General features: G+C 66.5%; 24 protein-coding genes. 13 read left to right on the top strand and 11 right to left on the bottom strand.

Annotated features, from left to right (window positions below):
* Nucleotides 1-50: 50 nt before the first annotated feature.
* The 4 genes from C664_RS12095 to C664_RS12080 all read right to left on the bottom strand — a co-directional run bounded on the left by C664_RS12095 (nt 51) and on the right by C664_RS12080 (nt 5,428).
* A complete protein-coding gene (locus C664_RS12095) occupies nt 51-1,703 on the bottom strand; it encodes an ATP-binding protein (protein WP_004260375.1) in 1,653 nt (550 codons plus the stop codon).
* Nucleotides 1,700-2,929, bottom strand: coding sequence for a restriction endonuclease subunit S (locus C664_RS12090; protein WP_004260373.1), 1,230 nt, complete (start codon nt 2,927-2,929; stop codon nt 1,700-1,702). Before C664_RS12090 ends, C664_RS12095 begins: the two co-directional genes overlap by 4 nt.
* Nucleotides 2,926-5,073 carry a type I restriction-modification system subunit M gene (locus tag C664_RS12085; protein ID WP_004260370.1) on the bottom strand — a complete coding sequence of 716 codons (2,148 nt, stop codon included), beginning with the start codon at nt 5,071-5,073 and terminating at the stop codon, nt 2,926-2,928. The genes C664_RS12090 and C664_RS12085 overlap by 4 nt, the downstream gene beginning before the upstream one ends.
* Nucleotides 5,074-5,167: 94 nt before the next feature.
* Nucleotides 5,168-5,428: a hypothetical protein gene (locus C664_RS12080; protein WP_004260366.1), complete on the bottom strand. Its 261-nt coding sequence runs from the start codon at nt 5,426-5,428 to the stop codon at nt 5,168-5,170.
* Between the two features lie 189 nt (nt 5,429-5,617).
* Between C664_RS12080 and cysT the strand changes: the two genes are divergently transcribed.
* The 4 genes from cysT to C664_RS12060 are packed head-to-tail and all read left to right on the top strand — an operon-like array spanning nt 5,618 to nt 9,423.
* Nucleotides 5,618-6,493: a sulfate ABC transporter permease subunit CysT gene (gene cysT, locus C664_RS12075; RefSeq protein ID WP_051019139.1), complete on the top strand. Its 876-nt coding sequence runs from the start codon at nt 5,618-5,620 to the stop codon at nt 6,491-6,493.
* Nucleotide 6,494: 1 nt separating this feature from the next.
* Entirely contained in the window at nt 6,495-7,403 is a 909-nt protein-coding gene (gene cysW / locus C664_RS12070) for a sulfate ABC transporter permease subunit CysW (protein ID WP_004260356.1), read from the top strand.
* A complete protein-coding gene (locus C664_RS12065) occupies nt 7,400-8,497 on the top strand; it encodes a sulfate/molybdate ABC transporter ATP-binding protein (protein ID WP_004260352.1) in 1,098 nt (365 codons plus the stop codon). Before cysW ends, C664_RS12065 begins: the two co-directional genes overlap by 4 nt.
* Nucleotides 8,494-9,423: a CysB family HTH-type transcriptional regulator gene (locus C664_RS12060; protein ID WP_004260349.1), complete on the top strand. Its 930-nt coding sequence runs from the start codon at nt 8,494-8,496 to the stop codon at nt 9,421-9,423. Before C664_RS12065 ends, C664_RS12060 begins: the two co-directional genes overlap by 4 nt.
* On the opposite strand, the gene C664_RS20840 is transcribed toward C664_RS12060, so the two are convergent.
* Together C664_RS20840 and C664_RS20835 are read right to left on the bottom strand one after the other, a co-directional pair.
* Nucleotides 9,345-9,833 carry a helix-turn-helix domain-containing protein gene (locus C664_RS20840; RefSeq protein ID WP_198291521.1) on the bottom strand — a complete coding sequence of 163 codons (489 nt, stop codon included), beginning with the start codon at nt 9,831-9,833 and terminating at the stop codon, nt 9,345-9,347. The two genes, C664_RS12060 and C664_RS20840, sit on opposite strands and share 79 nt — an antisense overlap.
* The gene (locus tag C664_RS20835) at nt 9,809-10,408 is read right to left on the bottom strand and encodes a cupin domain-containing protein (RefSeq protein WP_198291520.1); all 600 of its coding nucleotides are present in this window, start codon (nt 10,406-10,408) and stop codon (nt 9,809-9,811) included. The genes C664_RS20840 and C664_RS20835 overlap by 25 nt, the downstream gene beginning before the upstream one ends.
* Before the next feature lie 185 nt (nt 10,409-10,593).
* Between C664_RS20835 and C664_RS12050 the strand changes: the two genes are divergently transcribed.
* Nucleotides 10,594-11,433 carry a class I SAM-dependent methyltransferase gene (locus C664_RS12050; RefSeq protein WP_004260345.1) on the top strand — a complete coding sequence of 280 codons (840 nt, stop codon included), beginning with the start codon at nt 10,594-10,596 and terminating at the stop codon, nt 11,431-11,433.
* Between the two features lie 25 nt (nt 11,434-11,458).
* On the opposite strand, the gene C664_RS12045 is transcribed toward C664_RS12050, so the two are convergent.
* Both C664_RS12045 and C664_RS12040 read right to left on the bottom strand, forming a co-directional pair.
* A complete protein-coding gene (locus C664_RS12045) occupies nt 11,459-12,766 on the bottom strand; it encodes a tryptophan--tRNA ligase (protein ID WP_004260343.1) in 1,308 nt (435 codons plus the stop codon).
* A gap of 79 nt (nt 12,767-12,845) precedes the next feature.
* Complete coding sequence (locus C664_RS12040; protein ID WP_004260340.1) at nt 12,846-13,289, bottom strand: hypothetical protein; 444 nt, start codon at nt 13,287-13,289, stop codon at nt 12,846-12,848.
* 196 nt (nt 13,290-13,485) lie between these two features.
* Here C664_RS12040 and C664_RS12035 point away from each other — a divergent pair, with 196 nt between their 5' ends.
* A complete protein-coding gene (locus tag C664_RS12035) occupies nt 13,486-14,343 on the top strand; it encodes a mechanosensitive ion channel family protein (protein ID WP_004260338.1) in 858 nt (285 codons plus the stop codon).
* Between the two features lie 18 nt (nt 14,344-14,361).
* Here the strand turns inward: C664_RS12035 and C664_RS12030 are convergent, their stop codons facing one another.
* Nucleotides 14,362-15,564 carry an MFS transporter gene (locus tag C664_RS12030; protein ID WP_004260333.1) on the bottom strand — a complete coding sequence of 401 codons (1,203 nt, stop codon included), beginning with the start codon at nt 15,562-15,564 and terminating at the stop codon, nt 14,362-14,364.
* 238 nt (nt 15,565-15,802) lie between these two features.
* Here C664_RS12030 and C664_RS12025 point away from each other — a divergent pair, with 238 nt between their 5' ends.
* From C664_RS12025 to C664_RS11990, 7 genes are all read left to right on the top strand, one after another.
* On the top strand, nt 15,803-16,447 hold the full coding sequence (locus C664_RS12025) for a DOMON-like domain-containing protein (RefSeq protein WP_038011668.1): 645 nt from the start codon (nt 15,803-15,805) through the stop codon (nt 16,445-16,447).
* A complete protein-coding gene (locus C664_RS12020) occupies nt 16,447-17,667 on the top strand; it encodes an exo-beta-N-acetylmuramidase NamZ family protein (RefSeq protein ID WP_038011665.1) in 1,221 nt (406 codons plus the stop codon). Before C664_RS12025 ends, C664_RS12020 begins: the two co-directional genes overlap by 1 nt.
* 731 nt (nt 17,668-18,398) lie before the next feature.
* Complete coding sequence (locus C664_RS12010; protein WP_004260308.1) at nt 18,399-19,172, top strand: PEP-CTERM/exosortase system-associated acyltransferase; 774 nt, start codon at nt 18,399-18,401, stop codon at nt 19,170-19,172.
* A 185-nt stretch (nt 19,173-19,357) separates the two neighbouring features.
* Nucleotides 19,358-20,167 carry a THxN family PEP-CTERM protein gene (locus tag C664_RS12005; protein WP_004260303.1) on the top strand — a complete coding sequence of 270 codons (810 nt, stop codon included), beginning with the start codon at nt 19,358-19,360 and terminating at the stop codon, nt 20,165-20,167.
* Between the two features lie 192 nt (nt 20,168-20,359).
* On the top strand, nt 20,360-22,006 hold the full coding sequence (locus C664_RS12000) for an FAD-binding oxidoreductase (RefSeq protein ID WP_198291519.1): 1,647 nt from the start codon (nt 20,360-20,362) through the stop codon (nt 22,004-22,006).
* A 91-nt stretch (nt 22,007-22,097) separates the two neighbouring features.
* Complete coding sequence (locus C664_RS11995) at nt 22,098-23,042, top strand: ribose-phosphate diphosphokinase (RefSeq protein ID WP_004260295.1); 945 nt, start codon at nt 22,098-22,100, stop codon at nt 23,040-23,042.
* 245 nt (nt 23,043-23,287) lie between these two features.
* Nucleotides 23,288-24,925 (top strand): methyl-accepting chemotaxis protein, encoded by a 1,638-nt coding sequence (locus C664_RS11990; protein WP_004260293.1) that lies wholly within the window; start codon nt 23,288-23,290, stop codon nt 24,923-24,925.
* 33 nt (nt 24,926-24,958) lie between these two features.
* Here the strand turns inward: C664_RS11990 and C664_RS11985 are convergent, their stop codons facing one another.
* Nucleotides 24,959-25,432 (bottom strand): phosphate-starvation-inducible PsiE family protein, encoded by a 474-nt coding sequence (locus tag C664_RS11985; protein WP_004260292.1) that lies wholly within the window; start codon nt 25,430-25,432, stop codon nt 24,959-24,961.
* A gap of 64 nt (nt 25,433-25,496) precedes the next feature.
* Entirely contained in the window at nt 25,497-25,904 is a 408-nt protein-coding gene (locus tag C664_RS11980; RefSeq protein ID WP_004260290.1) for a TerB family tellurite resistance protein, read from the bottom strand.
* Nucleotides 25,905-26,041 lie beyond the last annotated feature (137 nt).

The following is a 26,041-nucleotide window of genomic DNA, read 5'->3' as shown; positions in this document are numbered from 1 at the left end:
AAAAGGACAGCAAGCTCGATTCGACACCAATTGAGCCAAACCCGCGTCCATCACCCCGGCTCCGCGAGGCGGTAGCGCGCACCGTTCAGTTTCCCGTCCATCACGACGACCGCGCGTATCACCAACTCCCCGAGCGCTCGCTTGAGTTGAGACCGGCCCACTTCCGGACCAATGCGCTTACTGATTTCTCCGATCTTCGAGCCCGGATACCTGCGCAGATCCTCCCGGATCAGTTCGGACAGGCGATGGGGTTCGATACGTCGCAGCGTGGTCGGCATCTGCAGATCCACGCCGCGAAGCAGTTCAGGATCGACAAAATAGCGCGTCCCTCGGGTGCGCCCGGTCGTCTGCACGAGATTCAAGGCCAGCAGGCGTCCCAACCACATCCCAAGCTCTTCCGCCCCTTCCGTCTCCAACCGAGCGCCAAGTTCGCGTGCCGTCATACCCTCGCTCTGCGCCAGCACACCGAGCGTGATGCGCTCGCGTTGCGTCAGCTGGAAGCGCGTGTCGGCCTCGCTCAACAGACGCATCACTTCCGGCCGGGCGATGCGGCGCTGGATCGTCACCTTCACCCAGTCGGCCCCCTCCTCGGGCACGGGCGCCGGACGGCCCTGCGACAGCAGGCGGTCGTAGATCAGGTCGAAGCCGCTGCCTTCGCGCTCCATCAGCCCCAGGTCGTGGAACACCCGCGCCAGCGCATCGTTGCGCCGCCGGCTGGCGTGCAGGATGTTGCGCGGTGTCACGCCGAGCGGCAGACGGCCCGGGTTCACCACCTCCAGGCGGTCGGGGTGCAGATTGAGGTAGATATCGCCCTGCTGGGTGTAGGGACGGTGCACCAGCGCATTGACCAGCAGCTCGCGCACCACCTTCTCGTCGTAGGCCGGCACGCTGCGACGGTACAGGCCCTCGGCCACCTCGTAGCTCTCGCGGAAATCGGGCAGCTCGCGCCAGATCGTGTCCACCAACTCGATCGGCGACAGCGCGCAGTCGTCCCACACCCACTTGTTGATCTTCTGCCCTTGCTCGTCGTACTTGATCGCCTGCACCAGCGGCGCGGTGCCCAGGGCGCGACGGTCGGCGGTGGCGCCGATCAACAGCACGCCGAGGCGCGTCAGCGTACCGCCCTTGAGCACCTCGCCGGCGAGGCCGTAGTGGGTCAGCAGCTCCTGCTCGCCTTTTTCCTTCACCGAATCCTTCACCCGGTCGGAGGCGCGAATGCCCTGCACGAAGGCGGCGAGCTTGTGCGGATCGGCCGCGCTACGCGGCACGCCGCTGTCCATTGCCTCCCACGGGCGCCCCGGGCGCTCGTTGGCCAGGCGCAGCACGTCGTCGCCGAGCACCGGCTGGCAGGTGTCGCCCACGCGCAGGAAATAGCGCCCGTCCCGCGTCGACGCCACGTTGGGCGAGCGGTCGATCAGCAGCTCGATGAATTCGCCGCCGTTGGCCGCGCGCCGCAGGACAGGCAGCGCCTGCACATTCACCGTCAGCTCGCCAATGCGCTTGCGCAGGCGGTCGAGCAGCTCGGGCGGCACCATCTGCCCGGCGGGCGGAAAGGCCTCGCCATCCTCGATGCCGATCAGCAAACGCCCGCCGGCGCCGTTAGCGAAGCACACGCAGTCCTTGGCCAGCGCGTCCCAGTCCACGGTGCGGCCGGTGACGGTGCGCAGGGACTTCAGGTCGGTATGCTGGTCTTCATGCGTCATACGGTGATTTCTCCGCTCATCAGGCGGGGCAGCAGCAGATCGCGGGCGGCGCGGAGTTTCTGGTTCTGATCGTCGAGCACCTCGACCATGTCACGCGGCCCCTCGACCAGTTCAGCATAACTGTCTTGAAGCTTACGCGGCGCGACGAGCAAGGGCACGCTCTTCAGCGCACCGGCGCTCAGATTGGGCATCGTCGACCCCTTCGCCCGGTTCACAATGATTCCAGCGGTTTCCGGCGCACCGAGCGTGTCGAACAGATAGAGCGGGTTGATCGCGGCCGGATCAGGTCGCAGCCTCAAGCAGCCCGTGCCGCAGAACCAGCCGCTCTGCCGTTTGCCGATGTAGGCGCGGCGGCCGATGTCGCCGCGCCGCCCGTACACCGTGTCGCCCGGTTGCATGCGATGGCGCCCGAGCTTGTCCGCAAGTTCTTCAGGAATGCGGGCAATCGAAGCGCCCGAGATGCGAAAACCCACGAGATCCTTGGGCATGACGACGGGAACGCCGTCCTGGCTGTAGTCGGACTGGTGCAACTGGCTGCCGAACGGCCCCGTCTGAATGCCGTCGTCACGGCTACAGACGGACTCGAGGGTCCTGTGCTCCCAGCCCTCCGGCACGCCATCGACGATGCGCGTGTGCTTGTGCCCCGGAAAGCGCAGATGCACGAACCACTCGCGGTAGAGCAGCCGCGCCGACTCTTCCAGCAAGGCCATGCGGCGGCGGTTGTTTTCGATAAGGTCGTCGTAGGAAGACAGTGTTTCCGCGATGCGGCGTTGATGTTCAAGCGGGGGAAACGAGACCTCAACCATTGCCAGCTTTTCACGGGGAAGGTGCTTGATCGTCGAGCCAGTGAATAGGGACGCGAAACCGCCTTGGCTTCCCTTATGAAGAAACGCATAGAACAAGTAGCGGTGATCAAGGCAATCATGCGGACGAATGCGATGAAGAGCCTTCTGGATCATCATGCCCGGCACCGCGTCATTCCAAATGGCACACCGTCCAGGTTCGCCACCTTCGCACATGACAATGTCGCCTTGCCGTAGCCCGAAGCGCTCCAGTTCATGTTCTTCGAACCGCATTTCACGCAGGTCCTGAAGGTCAAACTCCCCCCAACGCACATTGACATTCGCAAGGTAGGGGCGAGGCTCCCCCTTGTTCTTCTTGTCATCCAGCATCTTTCCGAGACTGAAGTCGGCCACCTCCGCCAGTTGCTTCGTCGTCCAGTTCATACCCCCAACCCCTCGAAGTTCTCCTGAATCCTCGCCGCCAGCTCCACCGCCTCGCGGTTCAGGTCCGCCAGCTCGACGTGGATGTCGCGCAGCGACTGTTCGAAATCGAAGTCCTCGTCCACTTCGGCCGGCGCGACGCCGACGTAGCGGCCGGGGGTGAGGCTCCAGTCGGCGGCCTCGATGTCGGCGCGACCGACGACCTTGCACAGGCCGGGCACGTCGCGCAGCTTGCCCTCGGGGAAACGTTCGATCAGCCACGCGGCGGCGCGCTGGAAGTGGCGCACCTGCTTCAGGCGCTCGACCGCGGCGTGGCGCGCGGCGTCGGCAGCCTTGCGCGCCTTGCTGATGTCGCGGCTGCTCCACGCCTCGCTGTCGCGCGCGGCGAATTCCTTCTCGCACAGGTCGATGGTGCGCGCGACGACCTTGAAGGCGTGGTCGAGCGCGGCGATCAGGCTGCGGCTCTGCTCAGCGAAGGGCTGCAGGATGTGGGCGTGGAAATCCACCACACCGGCAATGCCTGCCGGGGCTGCGTTCCAGTGCTTCCGCGTGGCGTCGGTCGCCAGGCGGAAAGCCTCGATCGGGCCGCTCGGGTCGTTGGCGCTGTCGTGGAACTCGGCCAGCGCGGCATCGTGCGGGGTGCCGTCGCCCAGGGTGGCGACGAAGGGTGAAACGTGTTGGCGCAGCTCGACCCACGCGCGGCGGAAATCGTCCAGCGGCTCGCAAGGGGTTTCGCCACTCAGTTCGCCACTCTCGTCGAGGAAGCTTGTATGGGCGGCTGCGATCGCGCGGTCGACGTGACGGCCGAGCAGGTCGACGAAGCGCGCGTGCTGGCCGCGGTAGAGCCAGACGATGGCGGCGAGGTTGGCCTGCTGCTCGGGGCTGAAGTCGTAGATCTTGCGCGTGACCTTGCGGTAGATGTTGCGCGCATCGAGCATCAGCACCTGGTCCTGGCGCTCGGCCGGCTTGGCGCGGTCGAAGTGCCACAACTCGCAGGGCACCGTGCGGGTGTAGAAGAAGTTGGAGCGGATCGCGATCATCACGTCCACATCGCCGGTCTCGACCAGCTTGCGGCGCACTTCCTTCTCGCCATGGCCGGCGCTGCTGGCCTGCGAGGACATCACGAAGCCGGCGCGCCCGCGCTCCGACAGGTAGCTGTGGAAATAGGAGATCCACAGGTAGTTGCCGTTGGAGACGCGCTTGTCCTTGTTCACGCCGGGCAGGCCGAAGGGCAGGCGGCGGTCGTCCTTGACCCGCTCGGCATCGACCATGTCGACGTTGAACGGCGGGTTGGCCATGACGAAGTCGCAGTTGCCCCACAGCGGGCGGCCGTCGGGCAGGCGGTGCGGATCGTCGTAGAAAGAGTTGGCCTCGCGGATGTCGCCCTCCAGGCCGTGCACCGCGAGGTTCATCTTGGCCAGGCGGATGGTGGTGGCGGTCTTTTCCTGGCCGTAGAAGGTGACGCGCTTCATCGTTTCCAGGCCTTCATCCTCGATGAAGTGGCTGGACTGCACGAACATGCCACCCGAGCCGCAGGCGGGGTCGAACACCACGCCATGGTCGGGCTCGATCACATTGACGAGGGTCTGCACCAGCGACGGCGGAGTGAAGAACTCGCCGTTGTCCTGCGCGCCCTGCATCGCGAACTTCATCAGGAAATATTCGTAGATGCGGCCGAAGACATCACCCGAGGCCTTGCGCAGCGCCTCGGCGTCGAAGTTGCGCAGCAGGTCTTCGAGCAGCTTGTTGTCGAAGCGGTCGTAGTCCTTGGGCAACTGGCCGGCGAGCGGCTCGAAGTCGGCCTCGATCGCGTTCATCGCATCGACCAGCGCGGCACCGAGCGGCGTTCCGGAGGGCAGACTCAGCAGGTTGTCGTAGCGGGCGGACTCCGGCAGCATCAGCGCGCGGCGCTTGATGAAGTCGCCCTTCATCAGCGGCCGCCTGGGCATGCGGCCGGCGGCCTGGTCGGCCTCGATCGCCTGCAGCGCGGCGTCGAAGCGGTTGGTGGCGTGGCGCAGGAAGATCACGCCCAGCACCGGCATGCAGTACTCGCTGCTGGTCAGCTTGGAGTTGGCGCGCAACTGGTCGGCGGCTTCCCAGAGACTGTCTTCAATTCGGGAAATGTCGTGGAAAGCGTTGGCGGTCATTGATTCGGGTTCAAGGCAGTGAAGCGTAAGGAACGACGAGCAGGGCAAATCCAGCGGCACCGACGGGCTACATCGGTCGCTGTCGAGATCAGTGCTACTTCCGGCGGGTCTTCCAGCGCGAGATCGACACCAGGATGGCGCCACCCAGCAGCATGCCGACCGTCAGTCCGCCCCAGCTACTCACCGGCACCGGATTGCGCACGACGATGTAAAGCAGCCCGGCGGGCAGTGCGATGGCGAAGGCGATGTTGCCGCCGTCTCGAGTGCGCACGAGCAGCGCGCACACGGCGTAGAGCACGCGCAACAGCACGACCAGCAGCAAGGCCAGCACGAGGCTTCCAATGAAATCACCCACCCTTTCGTCTCCGCGATAGCGGCAGACATTGTAGTCGCGGCACGCACACAGCCGTGCGGCAGTGCGGGCACTCAGGACAGGCGGCGCCTGCTTTAGCAGAGAATCGCATAAGCAACGCATTTTTTATTGCTTTTGTGTCGTTCTCGCCGGACCTAGACTCGATCGCATTCCCGAGTACAGGTCTTCATCATGGCTACCGCCGCCCCCTCGCTTCCTCTCCGCCCCATTTCTTCTGCCGCCCCGCCCTTTCGCGTGCTGCCGGGCTTCAACCTGACGCTTGGCTACACCCTCGGCTACCTGTCGCTGATCGTGCTGATTCCACTCGCGGCGGTGTTCCTGAAGACCGCCCAGCTGACCTTCGCCGAGTTCTGGGATGTCGTCAGCGCGCCGCGGGTGGTGGCGTCGTACAAGCTGTCCTTCGGCATGTCGCTGCTCGCCGCCGCCATCAACGCGGTGTTCGGGCTGATGCTGGCATGGGCGCTGGTGCGCTACTCCTTCCCTGGCAAGAAGCTGATCGACGCCCTGGTCGACCTGCCCTTCGCCCTGCCCACCGCGGTGGCCGGCATCTCGCTGACCGCGCTGTACGCCAAGAACGGCTGGCTCGGCCAGTTCCTCGAGCCGCTCGGCATCCAGGTGGCATTCAAGCCGCTCGGCGTGCTGGTGGCGCTGGTCTTCATCGGCCTGCCCTTCGTGGTGCGCACAGTGCAGCCCATCCTGGAAGACCTCGACACCGAGCTGGAAGAGGCCGCCACCAGCCTGGGCGCGCAGCGCTGGCAGACCTTCCGCCACGTGATCCTGCCCATCGTGTTCCCGGCGCTGCTAACCGGCTTCGCGCTCGCCTTCGCCCGTGCGGTGGGCGAATACGGCTCGGTCATCTTCATCGCCGGCAACATCCCCATGGTGTCGGAGATCACGCCGCTGATGATCATCACCAAGCTCGAGCAGTACGACTACACCGGCGCCACGGCGATCGCGACCGTGATGCTGATCCTGTCCTTCACCCTGCTGCTGGCCGTCAACGGCCTGCAGGCATGGACCGCCAAACGCACCGGGAGGGACCGCTGACATGGCCGGCGCCACCACACTCCGCCTGGGCGCTGCCCAAGCCATCGGCCAGACGCGCTTCGAGGCCCGCGCGGCGACGCGCGAGACGCCGCTGGTCAAATGGCTGATCCTGGGCACGGCCCTCGCCTTTTTCGCCGTCTTCCTGCTGATGCCGCTGATCGCGGTGTTCGTCGAGGCGCTGCGCAAGGGCTGGGAAACCTACGTCACCGCGCTGGTCGATCCCGACGCGCTGTCGGCGCTGCGCCTGACCCTGCTCGCGGCGGCGATCGCGCTGCCGCTGAACCTGGTGTTCGGCGTGTGCGCGGCGTGGGCGATCGCCAAGTTCGAGTTCCGCGGCAAGCACTTCCTGATCACGCTGATCGACCTGCCGTTCTCGGTGTCGCCGGTAATCGCCGGCCTGATCTACGTGCTGGTGTTCGGCGCCCAGGGCTGGCTGGGACCGTGGCTGTCCGAACACGACATCAGGATCATCTTCGCCGTGCCCGGCATCGTGCTCGCCACCGTGTTCGTCACCTTTCCCTTCATCGCCCGCGAGTTGATCCCGCTGATGCAGGCGCAGGGCAAGGAAGAGGAGGAAGCGGCGATCGTGCTCGGCGCCAACGGCCTGCAGACCTTCTGGCACGTAACCCTGCCCAACATCAAGTGGGGCCTGCTGTACGGCGTGATCCTGACCAACGCCCGCGCGATGGGCGAGTTCGGCGCGGTGTCGGTGGTCTCCGGCCACATCCGCGGCCAGACCAACACGCTGCCGCTGCACGTCGAGATTCTCTACAACGAATACCAGTTCGCGGCCGCCTTCGCGGTGGCCTCGCTGCTGGCCCTGCTGGCGTTGGTGACCCTGGGCATCAAGACCTGGATCGAGCACCGTGCCGCCGCGGCCCACCGCCATTCACAGGACGAGGCATCATGAGCATCCAGGTACGCAACATCCACAAGCGCTTCGGCGCCTTCAACGCGCTCGACGACATCTCGCTCGATTTCCCCACCGGCGAACTGGTCGCCCTGCTCGGCCCCTCGGGCTGCGGCAAGACCACGCTGCTGCGCATCATCGCCGGGCTGGAACAGGCCGACGCCGGCCAGGTGCTGCTCGACGGCGAGGACGCCTCGGGCACACACGTGCGCGACCGCCAGGTCGGCTTCGTGTTCCAGCACTACGCGCTGTTCCGCCACATGACGGTGTTCGACAACGTGGCCTTCGGCATGCGCATGAAGCCGCGCGGCCAGCGCCCGTCGGAGAAGCAGATCGCGGACAAGGTGCATGAACTGCTGAACCTGGTGCAGCTCGACTGGCTGGCCGACCGCTTTCCGTCGCAGCTCTCCGGCGGCCAGCGCCAGCGCATCGCGCTCGCCCGCGCGCTGGCGGTGGAGCCGCGCGTGCTGCTGCTCGACGAGCCCTTCGGCGCGCTCGACGCCAAGGTGCGCAAGGAGCTGCGGCGCTGGCTGCGCAAGCTGCACGACGACCTGCACATCACCTCGATCTTCGTCACCCACGACCAGGAAGAAGCGCTCGAGGTGGCCGACCGCGTGGTGCTGATGAACCACGGCCATGTCGAACAGATCGGCACGCCGGAAGAGGTCTATCGCCACCCGGCGACACCGTTCGTGTATGGCTTCCTCGGGTCGGTGAACTTCTTCCATGGCCGGGTCGAAGGCGAAGGCCTGCGCGTCGGTGACGATCACCTGCAGCATGGCGTGAGCGGCCTGGGCCAGGGCGCCGAGGTCGTGGCCTTCGCCCGCCCGCACGAGCTCGACATCGTCGTCGATGGCGGCGCCGGCGAGGGCGTCGCCGCGCGGGTCAGCCGCATCCTCGCCTTCGGCGTGACGGCCCGCGTCGAGCTCGACGGTATCAACGGCGCGACCGGTCAGCACTTCGAGGTCGAACTGACGCGCGACCGCGTCGCCCAGCTCGCCCTGCACGAAGGCCAGGCGGTGCGCCTGCTACCCTCTCGCCTGAGCCTTTTCGAACAGCCACACGCCGCCCGCGCGGCGGGAGCCGCACGATGAATTTCCAGCAGTTGCGCATCATCCGCGAGACGGTGCGACGCGGTTTCAACCTCACCGAGGTCGCGAACGCCCTCTTCACCTCTCAGTCCGGCGTCTCGAAGCACATCAAGGACCTGGAGGACGAGCTCGGCGTGGAGCTGTTCACCCGCAAGGGCAAGCGCCTGCTCGGCCTCACCGATCCGGGCAAGGAGCTGGTGGTGATGGTCGAGCGCATGCTGCTCGACGCCGGCAACATCAAGCGACTGGCCGAGCAGTACAGCAATGCGGATGCCGGCCAGCTCACCGTCGTCACCACCCACACGCAGGCGCGCTATGCGCTGCCGAAGGTGGTGGCGGCCTTCAAGCAGGCCTACCCGCGGGTCGTGCTGCACCTGCACCAGGGCAGCCCGCAGGAGATCGTGCAGATGCTGCTCGACGGCGAGGCCGACATCGGCGTCGCCACCGAGGCGCTGGCGGACGTGCCCGAGCTGGCCTCCTTTCCCTACTACGGCTGGCAGCACGCGGTCGTGGTGCCGGCCGGACACCCGCTGGAAGCGGTCCGGCCGCTGACGCTGGAAGCGATCGCCGCCTACCCGGTCATCACCTACCACGAGGGCTTCACCGGCCGCACGCGCATCGACCAGGCCTTCGCCCAGGCCGGGCTGAAGCCCGACGTGGTGATGTCGGCGCTGGACGCCGACGTGATCAAGACCTACGTGGAACTGGGGCTCGGCGTCGGCATCCTCGCCTCGATGGCCTTCAGCCCGCAACGCGACCCCGGGCTGAGGCAGCTCGACAGCAGCCACCTCTTCCCCGAGAACGTCACCCGCATCGCGGTGCGGCGCGGCCATTACCTGCGCGGCTTCGCCTACCGCTTCATCGCGCTGTGCGCGCCCGAGCTGACCGAAGCCGCGGTGGCCGATGCGGTCGGCGGCACGGCCGGCTGAGCCTGTCGCCGCCAGGCCGCCGGCGGAACGCCGACCAGCCGCTTGAACATGCGCGAGAACGCGGCTTCCGACTCGTAGCCGACCTCCACCGCGATCGACGCGACCGTATGACCGGTCTCGCGCAGCAGGCGCGAACCGATCTGGATGCGCCAGCTGGCAAGGTAGTGCATCGGCGGCTGGCCGAGAAACTGGACGAAGCGCTCGTGCAGGGCCGAGCGCGACAGGCCGGCGTGGCGGCCGAGTTCGTCGATGGTCCACGGGTGCGCCGGGTCGCCGTGCAGCAGTGCCAGCGCACGGCCGACGTGGCGGTCGCGCAATCCAGCCAGCCAGCCACGGGCGTCGGCAGGCAAGTCTTCGAGATAGCGTCTCACGGTATCGACGAACATCATCTCCGCCAACCGTTCGAGCACTGCATCGCCGCCCGCCGTTCGGCGGACTCCTGTGCGGCTTGGTCGATGACGTTCGCCATCCAGCCGCCGGCGCGCGCCGCCGGCAGGTGCAACAGGCGGGACAAGGTGGTGACGAGCGGATTGAAGGGTCGCAGGTCGCAGCCGAGAAAGCCGCACACCAGCACGGCATCGGCATCGTCGCTGGGCGCATCCGGCGTCGGCACGCCGATGCCATCGCGGAAGCTGATCGGCATCGGGCGCGGAGCGTCGCGGTTGGCGAACACCCACTCCGGCTGCTGGCGCTCGGCCGCCAGGCCGGGCGCACTCGACATCACATGCGCATCGCCGTGCGGCAGCACGACGATGTCGCCCGCTTCCAGTCGCAGCGGCGCATCGCCGCTGACCGCCGCCCAGGCGCTGCCGCGCGCGACCATGTGGAAGGCCATGACCTGGTCGGCGCCGGGCATCACCGCCGCCGCGATCTCGCGCGCCGGTGGCGCCTCGGTCGCCCAGTCGCGCCAGCAGCTCACGTAGTAGAACACGGCACCGCGCAGGCGCACGGCGCCGAGCAGGTCGGACAGCGTGTCGCGGCCCATGGGGCAGGACCTCCGTCAATCGGGCAGGCCTGCGCGCGCCAATGGCGGACGCACGAGCAGATCTGCCGGATTTCCAGTGAAGCACCGAATCCGCGACAGCGAAAGAATGAAGGCGTCGGAAGGAGCCCCCTCCGGCACGGGCCCGCAGAGGCCCACCCCAACCCCAAAGGCAAGGAGACCCCATCATGAACGCCCCCACCGAACTGCGGATGCCGCCCGCCACCCCGGACCTCGCCGCGATCAAGCTTCGTCAGCAGGTCACCTGGGCCAGTGGCGACTATGCGGTGATCGGCACCACCCTGCAGATCGTCGGCGAGAACCTCGCCGAGGCAGCCGACGTGCGCGCCGGCGAACGCGTGCTCGACGTCGCTGCCGGCAACGGCAATGCCACGCTCGCCGCGGCGCGCCGGTTTGCCGAGGTCACGTCCACCGACTACGTGGGACCGCTGCTCGACAAGGCCGCCGATCGCGCACGCGCCGAAGGCCTGTCGGTCAGGTTCCAGGTTGCCGACGTCGAGGCCCTGCCCTTCGCCGATGGCCATTTCGACGCCGCGCTGTCGACCTTCGGTGCGATGTTCGCGCCCGATCACGAGCGCACCGCCAGCGAACTGCTGCGCGTCGTGCGTCCCGGCGGACGGATCGGCATCGCTGCATGGACGCCGGAAGGCTTCATCGGGCGCCTGTTCCGCGTCATTTCGGCCCACGTGCCGCCGCCGGCCGGGCTGCGCTCACCGGTGAAATGGGGCGACGAGCCCTACCTGGTGGAGCTGTTCGGCGCCCATGCCGAAGACATCCAGTGCGCGCGACGCACCTTCAACTTCCGCTACCGCTCGCCGGCACACTGGATCGAGATCTTCCGCAACTATTACGGGCCCACGCACAAGGCCTTCGCCGCGCTCGACGAGGCTGGTCAGGCGCGCCTAGAGGCCGACCTGACGGCGCTGCTCGAGTCGATGAATGTCGGCGGCGCGGACTCGCTGGTGGTGCCGGGCGAATACGTGGAAGCGGTCATCACCCGGCAGTGACGGGGCCGGCCGCGGGCGCGAGGGATCAGGCCGCAAACGCGGCCAGGGCCTCGCGCAGCTCGTCCGGGGTGACGTCCTCGGCGAGCACGGCCACGGCCTGCCCGTCGACCACGATCCGGGTGCCGTCAACGGCGAACGCGGCGCCCTGCTTGAGTGCTGACACGACGCTGCCGGCCTCGCGCGGCGAGGCGAAGCCCTCGCCCTGCAGCAGCAGCCTGCCGTCGGCCGCAACCAGCTTGAAGTGGAAGCGGCCATCGGCCTCGCGGTACTGCTTGAACTGCGGCAGTGCAGCCTTCGCCTTGTCCACCGCAACGGGCGTGGCGACCGCGGCGAGGTTGCGCAGGCCGACGGCGTGGCGCAGTTCGGCCAGGAAAGGCGTGGCGATCGCGCGCGCCTTGGCCGCGCCTTCATGCAGCAAGCGCTCGATCTGCATGGGTTCGGCGATCAGCGCCTGGTATTTCTCGCGCATCGGGGCGAGCGTGGACTCGATCTTCTCGAACAACGCCTGTTTGGCTTCGCCCCAGGCGATGCCCTCGTCGAAGGCGGTGCGCATGGCGCGCGTTTCCTCGGCGGTGGCGAACGCCTGATACAACTCGAACAGCGCCGAGCCGTCGGCATCCTTCGGCTCGCCCGGCGCCTTCGAATCGGTGACGATGGAGAAGATCTGCTTCTTCATCTCCGCCGGCGCGGCGAACAGAGGAATGACGTTGTCGTAGCTCTTGCTCATCTTGCGCCCGTCCAGCCCGGGCAGCGTGGCGACCGAAGCGTCGATGGCGGCCTCGGGCAGCACGAAGTGCTCGCCGTACAGGTGATTGAAGCTGCCGGCGATGTCGCGCGCCATCTCGATGTGCTGGATCTGGTCGCGCCCCACCGGCACCGAGTGCGCCTTGAACATCAGGATGTCGGCCGCCATCAGCACCGGGTACATGTAGAGGCCCATGTTGACGCCGGCATCGGGATCGAGACCTTCGGCGGTGTTGCGGTCCACCGCGGCCTTGTAGGCATGGGCGCGGTTCAGCAAGCCCTTGCCCGCGACGCAGGTGATCAGCCAGGTCAGCTCGGTGATCTCGGGGATGTCTGACTGGCGGTAGAACCACACGCGCTCGGTATCGAGCCCCGCGGCGAGCCAGGTCGCGGCGATTTCCAGCGTCGAGCGCTGCACCCGCAGCGGATCAGTGGTCGAGATCAGCGCATGGTAGTCGGCCAGGAAGTAGAAGCTCTCCACCCCAGGATGCCGGCTGGCGGCGATGGCCGGGCGGATGGCGCCGGCGTAGTTGCCGAGGTGGGGCGTGCCCGAGGGTTTGATCCCGGTAAGAACGCGCTGGACAGTCATGGATCGCTCCGGCGGAAACTGGACAAAGAGCGCGAGTTTAACGGCTTTCAGCCGGCCGCGATCAGGCGCCGCCAGCGATCTACTCCAGCCAGCGCAGCTGGATGCGCGCGCCACCGCCCGGCTTCAGGTCCATCCAGTGTTCCTGCGTGATGCCGCCGTAGGTGGCGGTGATGCGGTAGCGCCCCGGCGCCGGCACGTCGACCAGGCCGATGGGCCCGCAGCTCGCTTCGACGCGGCGGTCGCCGAGCGGATCGTCGATGCGGGTGGCGACATCGGCCAGATAGCTGCCATCGACGCTGACGAAGAAGATCAGCAGGGCATGCAGCCCGCCCTCGACCCGCATGCGCAGCGACTCGTCGAGGCCGATGCCGCCGCACTGGAGGCGCAGCTCGCCGGCTTCGGCGGCAATCGCCGCGGGCCCGGCGACATCTGGTGCGACCGCCTGTTGCGCGTGGACGGGCGCCGCGGCCAACAGGGCGAGGGCGGAAAGGAGGCGAAGGGAAACACGGCGGAGCCTGCTCATCGTGACACTCCTACGGACATGCGTTCGACACGGCCTTGGGCTAAGGTTGCGATTGTCGTCGCGCGACCGCCGGGGAACAAGGCCGGCCTGCGGGCGACAAACAGGAGCCCCTTCGGCGCCCTCCGCACGGTGCCTACCCTGTGCCAGGTCCGCCGCCGAACGCCCTTCACCCACCGGACAAGAGGACACCCCCCGCATGCTGGAAACGCTGACCAACCTGGACTGGATCGACACCTATGCCCTGCCCTGGGGCATCAACCTGCTGTTCGCGCTCGGCACCTTCATCGTCGGCCGCTGGGTCGCGCGCGGCGTGGTCGCCGTGGCGCGCAGGGTGCTCACCCACGCCAAGCTCGACGTGATCCTGGTGAACTTCATCCTGTCGATCCTGCAGGGCGTGCTGCTGCTCGTCGTCATCATCGCCGCGCTCGACCGCCTGGGCGTCGACACGACCTCGCTGGTCGCGCTGATCGGTGCGGCGGGCCTGGCGATCGGCCTGGCGCTGCAGGACTCGCTGAAGAACTTCGCCGCCGGGGTGATGCTGATCGTGTTCCGCCCGTTCAAGGCCGGCGACTTCGTCGAGGCCGGCGGCACCTCGGGCGTGGTCGAGAAGATCAACATCTTCAGCTCCACCTTCCGCACCGTCGACAACCGCGAGATCATCGTCCCCAACGGCGCGATCTACTCCGGCGTGATCACCAACTTCTCGGCGCGCGCGACGCGGCGCATCGACCTGCTGTTCGGCATCAGCTACGACGACGACATCCGCAAGGTCAAGGGCATCATCGAGCAGGTGCTGAAGGACGACCCGCGCGTGCTGGCCGATCCCGCGCCCTTCATCGGTGTCGCCGACCTGGCCGACAGCAGCGTGAACATCCACGTCCGACCGTGGGTCGCCACTGCGGATTACTTCGATACGATGTGCAGCCTGAAGGAAAAGGTGAAGATCGCCTTCGACGAGAACGGCATCACCATTCCGTATCCGCAGATGGACATGTACCAGCACGTGATCCATGTCCCCTCGGGGCAGAACGTCGAGACCCGGACCGGGGCCTGAGCGCGGCGGCAAACGGGTTCAGCCCGGCTGCGATTCCGCGCGCCGCCACAACGGCGCCAGCGCGATCAGCCCGAACACCGGTCCGGGCAGCAGCACCCAGGCCACGCGGTCGCCGATCAGGGGCCACAGGCGGGTGGTGAGTTCAATCGAGCCCATGGTGATGGCGAAGCCGATCGCGTTCTGGAAGGCCAGCGCGCTGCCCACGCTCTCGGGCGGGCAGGCGCGTGCCGACAGCGCCGAGAAGTGGGGTGAATCCGCCACCACGCTCGCGCCCCACACCAGCATCAGCGCCGCCAGCAGCAACGGCGGCCAGCCGACGGCAAACGGGTAGACCGCGCAGCACAGCGCGGACACCGCCAGCGCCAGCGCTGCGACGCGCGCGCTGCCGATGCGCCGGCTGAGCCACCCGCCCAGCACGCAGCCCACGGCACCGATGCCGATCACCGCGAACGCCGGCCCCGAAGGCGAGCCGGCCTCGGTGCCACGCGCCGCGATCACCAGCAGGGGCACCAGGGTCCAGAAGGCGTAAAGCTCCCATTGATGACCGAAGTACCCCAGCGCCGAGGCCCGGAAGCGCGGCTCGCGCATGGCGTACAGGCCCTCGCCCAGCCGCAACCGCGGCGCACCCGGGCGACGCACCAGGTGCGGACCGTCACCCAGCGTGAAGATCATCACCGCGGCCAGCAGCGCCAGCACGGACGACACCAGGATGGTCGCCTGCCAGCCCCAGCCGGCGTCGAACATGCGCACCCCATGCGGCAGCGCGGTGCCCAGGGTCAGCATGCCGACCAACCAGGCCAGCGCAGCCCCGGCCTGCTGCGGCACCCAGCTCACCACCAGCTTCATGCCCAGCGGATAGACGCCGGCGAGCGCCAGTCCGACCGCGAAGCGCCACGCCAGGCCGTCCGCCAGCCCTTGCGCCAGCAGCGCGAAGCCGGCGTTGGCGCCCGCGCCGAGCACCGCGCAGACAGCGAAGATGCGGCTGGCAGCGAAACGGTCGGCCAGGCCACTGAGCGAGAAACCCAGCGTGCCGAGGATGAAACCGAGCTGCACGGCATTCGTCAGCCGCCCGATGTCCGCTGCCTGCAGCGCCCAGGTCCGCATCAGGTCCTCGCCGGCGCTGTTGGCGGAGAACCACAGCGAGGTACCGAAGAGCTGCGCGACGACGATCAGGAACAAAGGCGGGAGGCGCACGGGCGACGGCGGGAACGGGATGGACATGGGCGTCGAGTCTGCAGGCGGCGAACGGCCGATTCAAGCGCCATGCATGACGCGCCGCAGCAGCCGATCGACGCCAGGCACGTTCTGCCAGCGCCTGCCGCCGCGGCCCAACCCCGAGGCGAGGGGGCGCCTACCCGCCCGTCTTCCGCGCGATCGGGATACCATTGCGCCTGTGCCGGCGGACACATGCACCCTCGCGTACCCTCCGCCCCCTTGATCACTCAGCGTCGATTCCATCGTGAGCCTGCCCTCCTCCGAACGCCCCCGCGTGCCGACCATCACCATCGGCCTGCGCCCCCATCCCACGACCACCCCGCTCCAGCCCGCCACCGACGACAGGCCCACCGTGACCTCGCCCGTCGGCATACTGCTGGCCACGATGTACGCTGCGCCCGATGGCGCGGCGGTATTCGAGTTCAAGCTCGAGGACAGCCGCATCGAGGCCATCCGCATTCCGGCCGCGACCGAACCCCGTCCGGCCGACGCGCTGTGGCAGCACACCTGTTTCGAGGTCTTCATGGGCGTGAAGGGCGAACCTAGCTACCGCGAGTTCAACTTCTCGCCGTCCGGGCAGTGGGCCATCTACGATTTCCGGGCCTGCCGCGAACGCAGCGAGGATTACGCAGCGGACGCAGCCCCCGAACTCCGTTTCGCACAGGACGACAACGCTGCCCGGCTCGAGGCACGCGTGCCGTCGGCGGCCCTGCCCGCGGTGCCGCCGGGCACCGAACTCGAGATCGGCCTCGCCGCGGTGATCGAACGCAAGGACGGCGAACTGGAGTACTGGGCCGTGCAGCACGTCGCCGAGCAGCCCGACTTCCACGCCCGCAACAGCTTCGTGCTGATGCTGAAGACCTGGGCCGAGCCGGACGGCAAGAAGTGATGTCTTCGATCCGCTTCGGTCTCGACCGCCTGCTCACCGACCCCGCACTGCGCCGCCCACTGGCGGGCAAGCGTGTCGCCCTGCTCGCCCATCCGGCCTCGGTGACCCGCGACCTGACGCACTCGCTCGACGCCTTGGCCGCGCTGCCCGACATCACGCTGTCGGCCGCCTTCGGCCCGCAACACGGGCTGCGCGGCGACAAGCAGGACAACATGGTGGAGTCCTCCGACTACACCGACCCGCTGCTGGGCATCCCGGTGTTCAGCCTGTACGGCGAGGTCCGTCGCCCCACCGCGGCGATGATGGACAGCTTCGACGTGCTGCTGGTCGACCTGCAGGACCTGGGCTGCCGCATCTACACCTTCATCACCACGCTGCGCTACGTGCTGGAAGAAGCGGCCAGGCACGGCAAGTCGGTCTGGGTGCTGGACCGCCCCAACCCCGCCGGCCGGCCGGTGGAAGGCACACTGCTGCGCGAAGGCTGGGAAAGCTTCGTCGGCGCCGGCCCCCTGCCGATGCGCCACGGCCTGACGATGGGCGAACTGGCGCGCTGGTTCGTCGCCACACTGAAGCTCGACGTCGACTGCCGGGTGATCGACATGGAAGGCTGGCAGCCCGAGGCTGCGCCCGGCTACGGCTGGCCGCTGGGCGAGCGCAGCTGGATCAACCCCAGCCCCAACGCGCCCAACCTGTGGATGGCGCGCGCTTACGCCGGCACCGTGATGCTGGAAGGCACGACGCTGTCCGAAGGCCGCGGCACCACCCGGCCGCTGGAGCTGTTCGGCGCGCCCGACCTCGACGCCCGCGCGATCATCGCCGACATGCGCACCCTGGCGCCGGACTGGCTGCGCGGCTGCGTGCTGCGCGACTGCTGGTTCGAGCCCACCTTCCACAAGCACGCCGGCAAGCTGTGCAACGGCGTGCAGATCCACGTCGAGGATCCGGCCCACTACGACCACGCCGCCTTCCGCCCATGGCGGGTGCAGGCGCTGGCCTTCAAGGCCATCCGGCGACTGTGGCCGGACTACCCGCTGTGGCGCGACTTCGGCTACGAGTACGAATTCGAGCGCCTGGCGATCGACCTCATCAACGGCTCGCCGCTGCTGCGCGAATGGGTCGACGACCCTGCCGCGACACCGGCCGATCTGGATGTGCTCGCCGGCGCCGACGAGGCGGCCTGGCGGGAGGCGCGCCGCGCCTTCCTGCGCTATCCGGACTGAGCGCCACGGCGGAGGGCCACCTGGCCCACCGACGTCCACGATGCCCGCCAGCACTGCAAGCGGAATCTGCAGCAGGATGATGATGATGGAGCCAATACCGCTCACGAAGCCGGACACCACCGGGTGGAGAATTAAGTGGACCAGGTCGCCCGCCTTCATCAGACCAAGCCCGAACTGCACCAGACCGCCGACGAGCATCGAGCCGAGCGCCATCGCCAGGTCACCGCCGAGCACGACCAGTGCGGGGGCGAAAAGGACCGCCCTCGGCACGGTCGGCGGAGGCCACGCCAAAGACCAACGCCAGCGGCAGGACATCCACTCCGACCATCAGGCCACCGAACACGTCGCCCCGCACGTGGGATAAGGTCCGCGCACCACGTTCCATCGAAACTCCGTTTCAAACCATGGCCGTGCGGGATCGGCCGAGGATGGGTAGTGCTGTCACCGCCGCTGTCGCTGTGCCGCAGCGATGCGCGAAAAAACGCCATGCGGGCAAGCCCCTGCGAACTACAGTTGGAGTTAGGACGCTTGTTCGATACCAGAAGCGGAAAGACACGTCGACGTATTCCTCCACACTGTGCTTGAGAATATGCTTGTCAACATGATCGGGAGCAGACTCGGTCTTGTTGCTTCCGCTGACTTGCCGCTTCGCTGCCGGCTCAGGAGATGTGTCTCACCCTTGCGATCGCTGGCCTGCGTCAATCGTTTCAACCTTCTCGGAACATCCTGCCATGTCACTAAGCGACAACATCAGCCTTGGCCACAAGTTCCGGCAATACTTCCGAATTGGCGCAGCGCTTGACGATGACCTTCGCCGTGCGGTGTTCAGTATCCGGCATGAGGTCTATTGCGAGGATCTGCACTTCGAGCCCGAGCACCCAGACCGCCTTGAAACGGACCCATACGACGCCCACAGCCTCCATTGCCTGATGCAGCGGGTCGGCTCGCCAGGCGATATGGTCGGCTGCACCCGCCTCGTGCTGACGGATCCTGAGTCCCCGTTCTCGCTCTTGCCTTTCGAAGAGACGTGTTCGGCGACGATCAATCGATCGATCGTCGATCCCATGACAATGCCGCGGGGCAGAATCGCGGAAGTCTCACGTCTCGCCGTGCGACGCATGTTCCGCCACAGGAAGGGCGAAGATCGCAGCAGCGCAAGCGTTCGAGACGAGGATTTCGGTGTCGGCGAGCATCCCCGCTTCCCCTACATTCCCATCGGTCTCTACATGGGCGCGATTGCGCTCGCTGCGCGCAGCGGTATCGACGTTCTGTTCGTCCTGACCGAGCCGAGGCTGACCAGCCACTTTGCTCGCCTCGGCGTCAATATCCGCCAGATCGGTGATCCGGTGTCTCATCGCGGCACTCGCGTTCCCTCGATGCTAGACGTGCAGGAGACCATCAGGGAGATGCGGCCGACGATGCGACCACTGTGGCGTGAGATCCATCGACAGATTGAATGCAGCTACGCGGAGTCTTCCTTCCTCCATCAGTCTTGCGAGGAATGAGGGTTGTCGGTTTTTTTTACACGCAATACGAATTTAGCTCTAATAAACGCAGACCATCTTAACAAGACATTGTTTTATTTTGATATTTTGCCATACGGTACAACTCTTGCTTGATTCTTGATGGCGGCAATGTCTTTCATCCGAGGCATGCAATGCGCGCCTTGCCATCCACGAGGAGAGTCATCATGAAATCAAGTCCGGTTCTGAAGCAGCTTTCTGTTCTGCTAATTGGCTTGGCGGGCGCGGCAACCGTTCAAGCGGCTCCAGTGGTTACAGATTGGAGCTACACACTCAGCGCTGACTGGCAGAGCTACACATTGACCAATGGCGCCACCACCTCCCCGGCGCCGGGCACGAAGTTGATCTCATGGGGATCGGGGGGCACGCAATCCTCTCTGGGGATTACCGACCCTGCACCTGGGTTCATTCAGACGCAGATTACAGGCGACAGCCCTCAGCCGGGCACGACCGCGGCGGGTATCACCCTGACGCACAACAACTTCCCGATCCAAGCGCCGAGCTTGTCCAGTGCGGTACTGCGCGCAACACTGAATCTCACTGCTTTACAACCCTTCGATGCCGTCATCGGTGGTCCCGGTGGGTTGCCTCCGCTGGAGTATGACATCCTGTTCACTGAGACGCCCAATGCAACCCCGTGCGTGGTGGCCAGCCCCACGCCCTGCAACGATATCTTCGTTCAGCAGACAGGTTTCCTCGATCAGTTGCTTCCGTACAACGGCAACAACTATTTCATCAACATCTTCCCGACATTAGGCGGCGCGCTGAGCCTGCTCTCGGACGCAGCGTGCGCCGCTGCTGGGGCGGGGGCTGGCTGCCTTGGTTTCACCACGCCGGAGGGTCAAAGTACGCAGTTGGCATTCGGCTTCACGATTTCGACCGAGCGTTTCAATCAAGTTCCGGAGCCTGGCATTCTTGCGCTGCTGGGTATCGGCGTTGTGGCGGGCGCGTTCAGCGCGCGCCGTCGTCGCGCTTGAACCTGCGGTTCAGTTTGCGGCTGGCAGCCAAGTAGATGCCAAGGTTGAAGGGTGGGCCAGGAGACTGGCCCACCCTTTTTGTACGCTGCTACGGCAGCCGGACAGCTTCAGGGAGGGCGCTGCGGCTTACGGTAGGATCGGCGGGTCGGTCCGGCTTTCGCTAGCGCTTTGCGTTCATGTGGTGCTCGCACCATGGATGTCGCAACACGCAATCACCTGTTTGAGGCTTGGATGAGAGTGATGGATATCGCGGCGGCAACGCAGGCGTGGGGCGCATTGGGGGCAGGGCTTGAGGTGCTCGATGGCGAAGCCGCTGCTGCTGCCTATGGGGCTGACACCACGGAAGTGCGCCGTCGCTTTCTGGGCACGCTGAGGCCCGCACGGGCTGAACTCATACCCGAGATCATGCGCATTGCTTCGCGCTTCGGCGTACCGGTACATCCCATCAGCACCGGGCATAACTGGGGTTACGGCACTGCACTCCCAGTGCGTGATGATTGCATGGTCCTCGATCTGTCGAGGCTCACCCGCATCATCGACTTCGATGCAGAACTGGGTATTGTCACGCTGGAACCCGGCGTCACGCAGCAGATGCTGGCAAACTTTCTTGATCGCGGCCATCATCCGTTCCTGGTACCAGTGACCGGTGCCGGGCCGACATGCAGCCTAGTGGGCAATGCGCTCGAGCGCGGTTATGGCGTCACGCCCGAGGCGGATCACTTTGCTGCGGTAACGAGCATTGAGGCCGTGCTTGCGGACGGTTCAGTGTATCGGGGCATGCTGAGCGACCTTGCCGGGGAGAGCCTCGGCAAGTTGTTCAAGTGGGGGCTTGGCCCCTATTGCGATGGACTCTTCACGCAGAGCGGATACGGCGTTGTCACCCGTGTATCGATTGCGCTGGCGCGCCGGCCAGAATGCATCAAGGCCTTGTTCTTCAGTTTGCGCGACGACAGTCTGCTCGAGGACACGGTCGAACGCATCCGCAACATCCTCTGTTCACTGCCTGGAGTCGTGGGGGGCATCAATCTTATGAACCGGAGGCGCGTGCTAGCCATGGCAGCGCCTTACCCGGCCGACCAGCTGGACCCGGACGGTCTGATCAGGCCCGAGGCAGTGGCAGCGATGGGGCGGGCCTATCAGGTCATGCCGTGGACCGGTTTCGGCACGCTCTACGGCACAGAGCGGGTGGTTCGCGCGGCCCAGCACGAGATTCGACGAGCCTTGTCCGGAGTCGCCACCCGGGTCGTTTTTCTGTCAATGGGTCAGGCTCGGTGGCTTGCGCGCATCGCGCAGAAGTTGCCTGGTAAGCTCGGGGCGCGCGCGGGCAAGACCGCGGCGACCATCGCACAATCGCTCGAACTCGTTGAAGGACGTCCCAACGAGACCGCCCTTCCGCTGTGCTATTGGCGCGGGGGAACCGTGCCGCCGCCAGGCACCTTGCTCGACCCGGCGCGCGACGGTTGTGGGCTGATCTGGTATTCGCCCCTCGTACCCATGCGTCCAGATACGGTGCGCAAGTACGTGAAAATGGTCGAGGAGCAATGCCATCGGCACGGAATCGAGCCGCTCATCACGTTGACCTCGCTCAACGCCAGGCTGTTCGACAGCACCGTGCCCATTCTTTTCAGGCGTGACGACCACGATGAGGCTACGGCAGCTCGCGCCTGCTATGCCTCTTTGTACGAGGCTGGACGCGAGCTCGGCACCCATCCCTATCGCTTCAGCGTACATGAGATGGCGACGCTCGATAACCGCGTTCGCCCCAGCGCCGACCTTGCACGCCGCTTGAAGGAGGCGCTCGATCCTCAGGGCTTGATTGCGCCCGGTCGATATGAATAGGACACGGCTCAGAGTTCGCCCTCTCCCCCTTCCCCTCGGGGCCGACTGCGGATAAAAGGAAGACCTCCGCCACCCGCCCAGAGACAGTCCCATGATGAAACACGGCCTCCAGATCTTCGCCTGCAACGCCAGCCGCGAACTCGCCGGCGAGATCTGCCACCGCCTCGGCATCCGCCTTGGCCAGCTCGACATCTCGCGTTTTTCCAACGACAACCTGCGCGTGCAGATCCAGGAGAACGTGCGCGAGCGCGACGTGTATGTCGTGCAGTCCTTCACCGAGCCGGTCAGCGAACACATCATGGAACTGATGATCACGCTCGACGCGATGCGCAGCGCGTCAGCGCAGCGCATCACGGCGGTGATTCCCTACTATTCCTATGCGCGCTCGGACAAGAAGGACGCGCCCCGCATCTCGATCACCGGCCGGCTGATCGCCGACATGCTCAAGACCGCGGGTGCCGACCGCGTGCTGACGATGGACCTGCATGCCGACCAGGTACATGGCTTCTTCAGCGTACCGGTTGACCACCTGACCGCCATCCCGGCGATTGCCGAGCATTTCCGTCGCCACCACGACCTGTCCAACATGGTCGCGGTGGCCACCGATGCCGGCGGCGCCAAGCGCGTGGGCCGCTTCTCGGAACGGCTCGGCATCCCGATGGCGATCATCGACAAGCGCCGCGTCAGCGACACCGACGTCAAGCATGGCGAAGTCGTGGGCGACGTCCGCGGCCGCGACGTGGTGATCTTCGAGGACGAGATCTCGACCGGTGGCACGCTCGTGTCGACCGTCGCGACGCTGAAGGCCGCCGGCGCGCGCAGCATCCACGCCGGCGCGGTGCACGGCGTGCTGTGCGGTCCGGCCATCGAGCGCCTGCGCGATGCCGAGATCGACTCGGTGGTGATCAGCAACACCGTGGCACTTCCAGCGGAGAAGCGCCTGCCCAAGATCACGACGCTGAGCGTAGCGCCGCTGTTCGCAGCGGCGATCGAGCGCATCCACAGCGGCCAGAGCGTCGGCGCGTTGTTCGAGTAAAGGCCCGACTCAGCGAAAGCACAGCCCGTCAGGCGCGCTGCGCCTGACTCGGGTTCTGCGACCGGCAGTACATCGTGCGCTGTGCAATTTCACACGAAGAGGTCGATTTCTCGATGATTCGAGCCTTCTCCTGCTTATCATCGATCAAATCTTTCGATTCCGCTCAAGCTCCCGGCGCGTACCGCCGTTAGGCGTCATGGCTCCGGGCTTGCCGGGGCGCTCCAATTCCGTTTGCCGAGGTCATCATGGACTGGTTCGACAATCTCAGGCTGCGCACGAAGCTGCTGTTCAATTTCGTCGCGTCCAGCGGCATCCTCATCGCCGCGATCATCATCTGCTACGTCCAGATCGACCGCATGGACGCGCTCTCGCACGCGATGTCCGACCACACCGTGCCCTCGGTCACGCAGGCTGCGAGCCTGAGCGAAGGCCGCATGCGCTATCGCATCCGCAGCCTCGAGTACATGCTCGCCGACAGTGCCGCGGAGCGCGACAAGCTCGAGGCCTCGCTGGTCGACATCGACGCCAAGCTCGCCAAGTCGATCGAGGATTACCGCAAGTACGCCACGACGCCCGAAGCGCGCGGCTTGCTCGATGCCTTCACCAAGGCCGTGGCCGAGTATCGCAACGCCGTGATGGCCGCGGTGAAGCTCGTCAAGGACGGCCGCGAATCCGAGGCCGTGCAGTTGCAGAAAACGGAATGGTTCGCCGCGGGTTCGCGTGTCGCCTCCACCACGAGCGCCTTGCTGAAGCACGTCAACGAACAGGGTGACGCGGTGCGCGAGGCCAGCGCCCAGGCCGCCGTCCACGCCGAACGGATCGCGATCGGCGCTTTGGTGATCGGCACGCTGGTGGCAGGCCTGCTCTCGGTGCTGCTGGCACGCCGGATCGGCTCGCGCCTGAACCGGGTCGTCGAGGTTGCGAGCGAGATCGCGGCCGGTCGCCTGGCCTCCCGGGCGGGCAGTGTCGGGGCGAGGAACACCGACGAGATCGGCGACCTTCAGAGCGCCATCGATGCGATGCGCGAATCGCTGCACGGCACCATCCGCGAAACCCGCGACGAATCGATGCGGCTGTCCGAGTCGGCCGCAGGACTGGGCGCAGGCGTGACGCATCTCGAGTCCAGTGTCGACGCGCAGAGCACGGCCGCGTCCAACATCGCCGCCCGCGTCGAGGAAGTCACGGTATCGATCGGCGAGGTGGCGAACCGCACCAACGAAGCCAGCGCCGCAGCGCGGGAGTCCGACACCAAGGCGCGCGATGGCCGCGAAGTGTTGCGCAAGCTGGAACAGGAGATCGACCGTGTTGCCGACGTGGTGCGAACGGCATCGGAGGGCATCGGCAACCTCGCCGAGGACTCCAAGAAGATCTCTGCGATCGTCAATGTCATCAAGGAGATTGCCGACCAGACCAACCTGCTGGCCCTCAACGCGGCGATCGAAGCCGCCCGCGCGGGCGAACAGGGACGCGGCTTCGCGGTCGTGGCCGACGAGGTGCGCAAGCTGGCCGAGCGCACCGCGCACTCGACGGGCGAGATCACCGAGATGGTCGGCACCATCCAGGCCTCGACCGCGCAGGTCGTCACCCGCATCGACGAGGGCGTGTCCGCCGTCGGTCGCAGCGTCGCCCACGCCTGTGACGCCGGCGAGAGCATCGAGTCGCTGCTGGCCATCGCGCGCCAGGTGTCCGAACTGATCGGCGACATCGACCTCGCGCTCAGGGAGCAGGCCGAGGCCTCGAACGACGTCGCCCGAACCGTCGAGCAGATCGCCAGCAATGCCGAGGAGATCCACACGGTCACCACCGAGACCAAGCGCTCCGCCGAGGCCCTGCAGGCCATGGCCGGACGCATGCAGCACAACGTGAGCCGCTTCAGCCTCTGAGGACCGCGCGCCTCGCCCTCGGCGGCGGGGCGCTCAGTCGCCGGGCCGTGTCGACACCAGCCAGTAGGTCACGCCGAGGGCGAGCACGACCACCCCGATGCCGAACAGGTACATGGGCGCCAGTGCCGACAGGTCGAGTACGATGACCTTGCGCGCGATCGCCATCAGCGCGGTGGCGATCACCAGCTTGACGTGGATGACGTCGTCGCGCAGGTAGAGGGTGATGTTGACGAAGATCTCGATCGCGATCAGCACCGCCAGGAAGGCGGCGAACACCACGAAGATGTCGTTGAGATCCAGCAGCAGGAATGGCGGATCCGACAGCTTCTCGTAGAGCACCAGGACGACATCGGCCACGGTCCACAGGATCACCGCCACCATCAGCACCGCCAGCAGGCGGATCGCCTGGCGGATGATCCAGTGCAGACGATCGATCAGCGGGTCATCGACGCGATCGCCGAGGTGATTGTCGTGGTCGATGCTGCGCACGAGTTTCGTGTTGTCCATGTCGCCCCCCGATGCGTTCGCGGCACGCAGGCCCGCATGCGGATGGGCCTGCGTGCCGCAAGCTTCAGTTCAGCGCCCCGCCATCCGGGTACGCACCCCACTTCTGCAGCGCGCGGGCAAGGACCTCGACCTCGGCCGAGGTTTCCACGCCATCGGCGCTGACGATGTCCTGCATCGTCCGCAGCAGCGCCCGCTGCAGGGCCGGATCGGTGATGTCCTCGAGCAGCAGGTCGAGCACCTCGTCGGCCACCTTCAGGCGCACGCCATCGAGGTAGTTCGCGCTCAGCAGCAGATCGTCGCAGTACTCGCGCAGGATGCGCTCGAACTCCACCCGGCCGATGCTGAGGCGACGCGCGAGGTCGGCCTGCATCATCGCGTCGAGCTCGTTGCGGTCGAGGCCACCGTCGGCAAGCACGGTGAGGGCAAGCAGGCGGGCGGCAGCCGGGCTGCTGTCGGTTTCGTAGTGGCGCATGGTGCTGTCTCCTTTCTTGTGTCGGGATGGCTGCTGCGGCCCGGACAACCGGTTTGGCACACCGGGGAGCGCGGCAGACAGCTGCAGACTAAAGGAGAAGCGATCTCTCAAAAAGTCGATTTTGATTAGCAATACAA

The sequence above is a fragment of the Thauera sp. 63 genome, from assembly GCF_000310165.2.
Lineage (GTDB): Bacteria > Pseudomonadota > Gammaproteobacteria > Burkholderiales > Rhodocyclaceae > Thauera > Thauera humireducens.
This window is presented reverse-complemented; position numbering and strand designations above follow the sequence as displayed.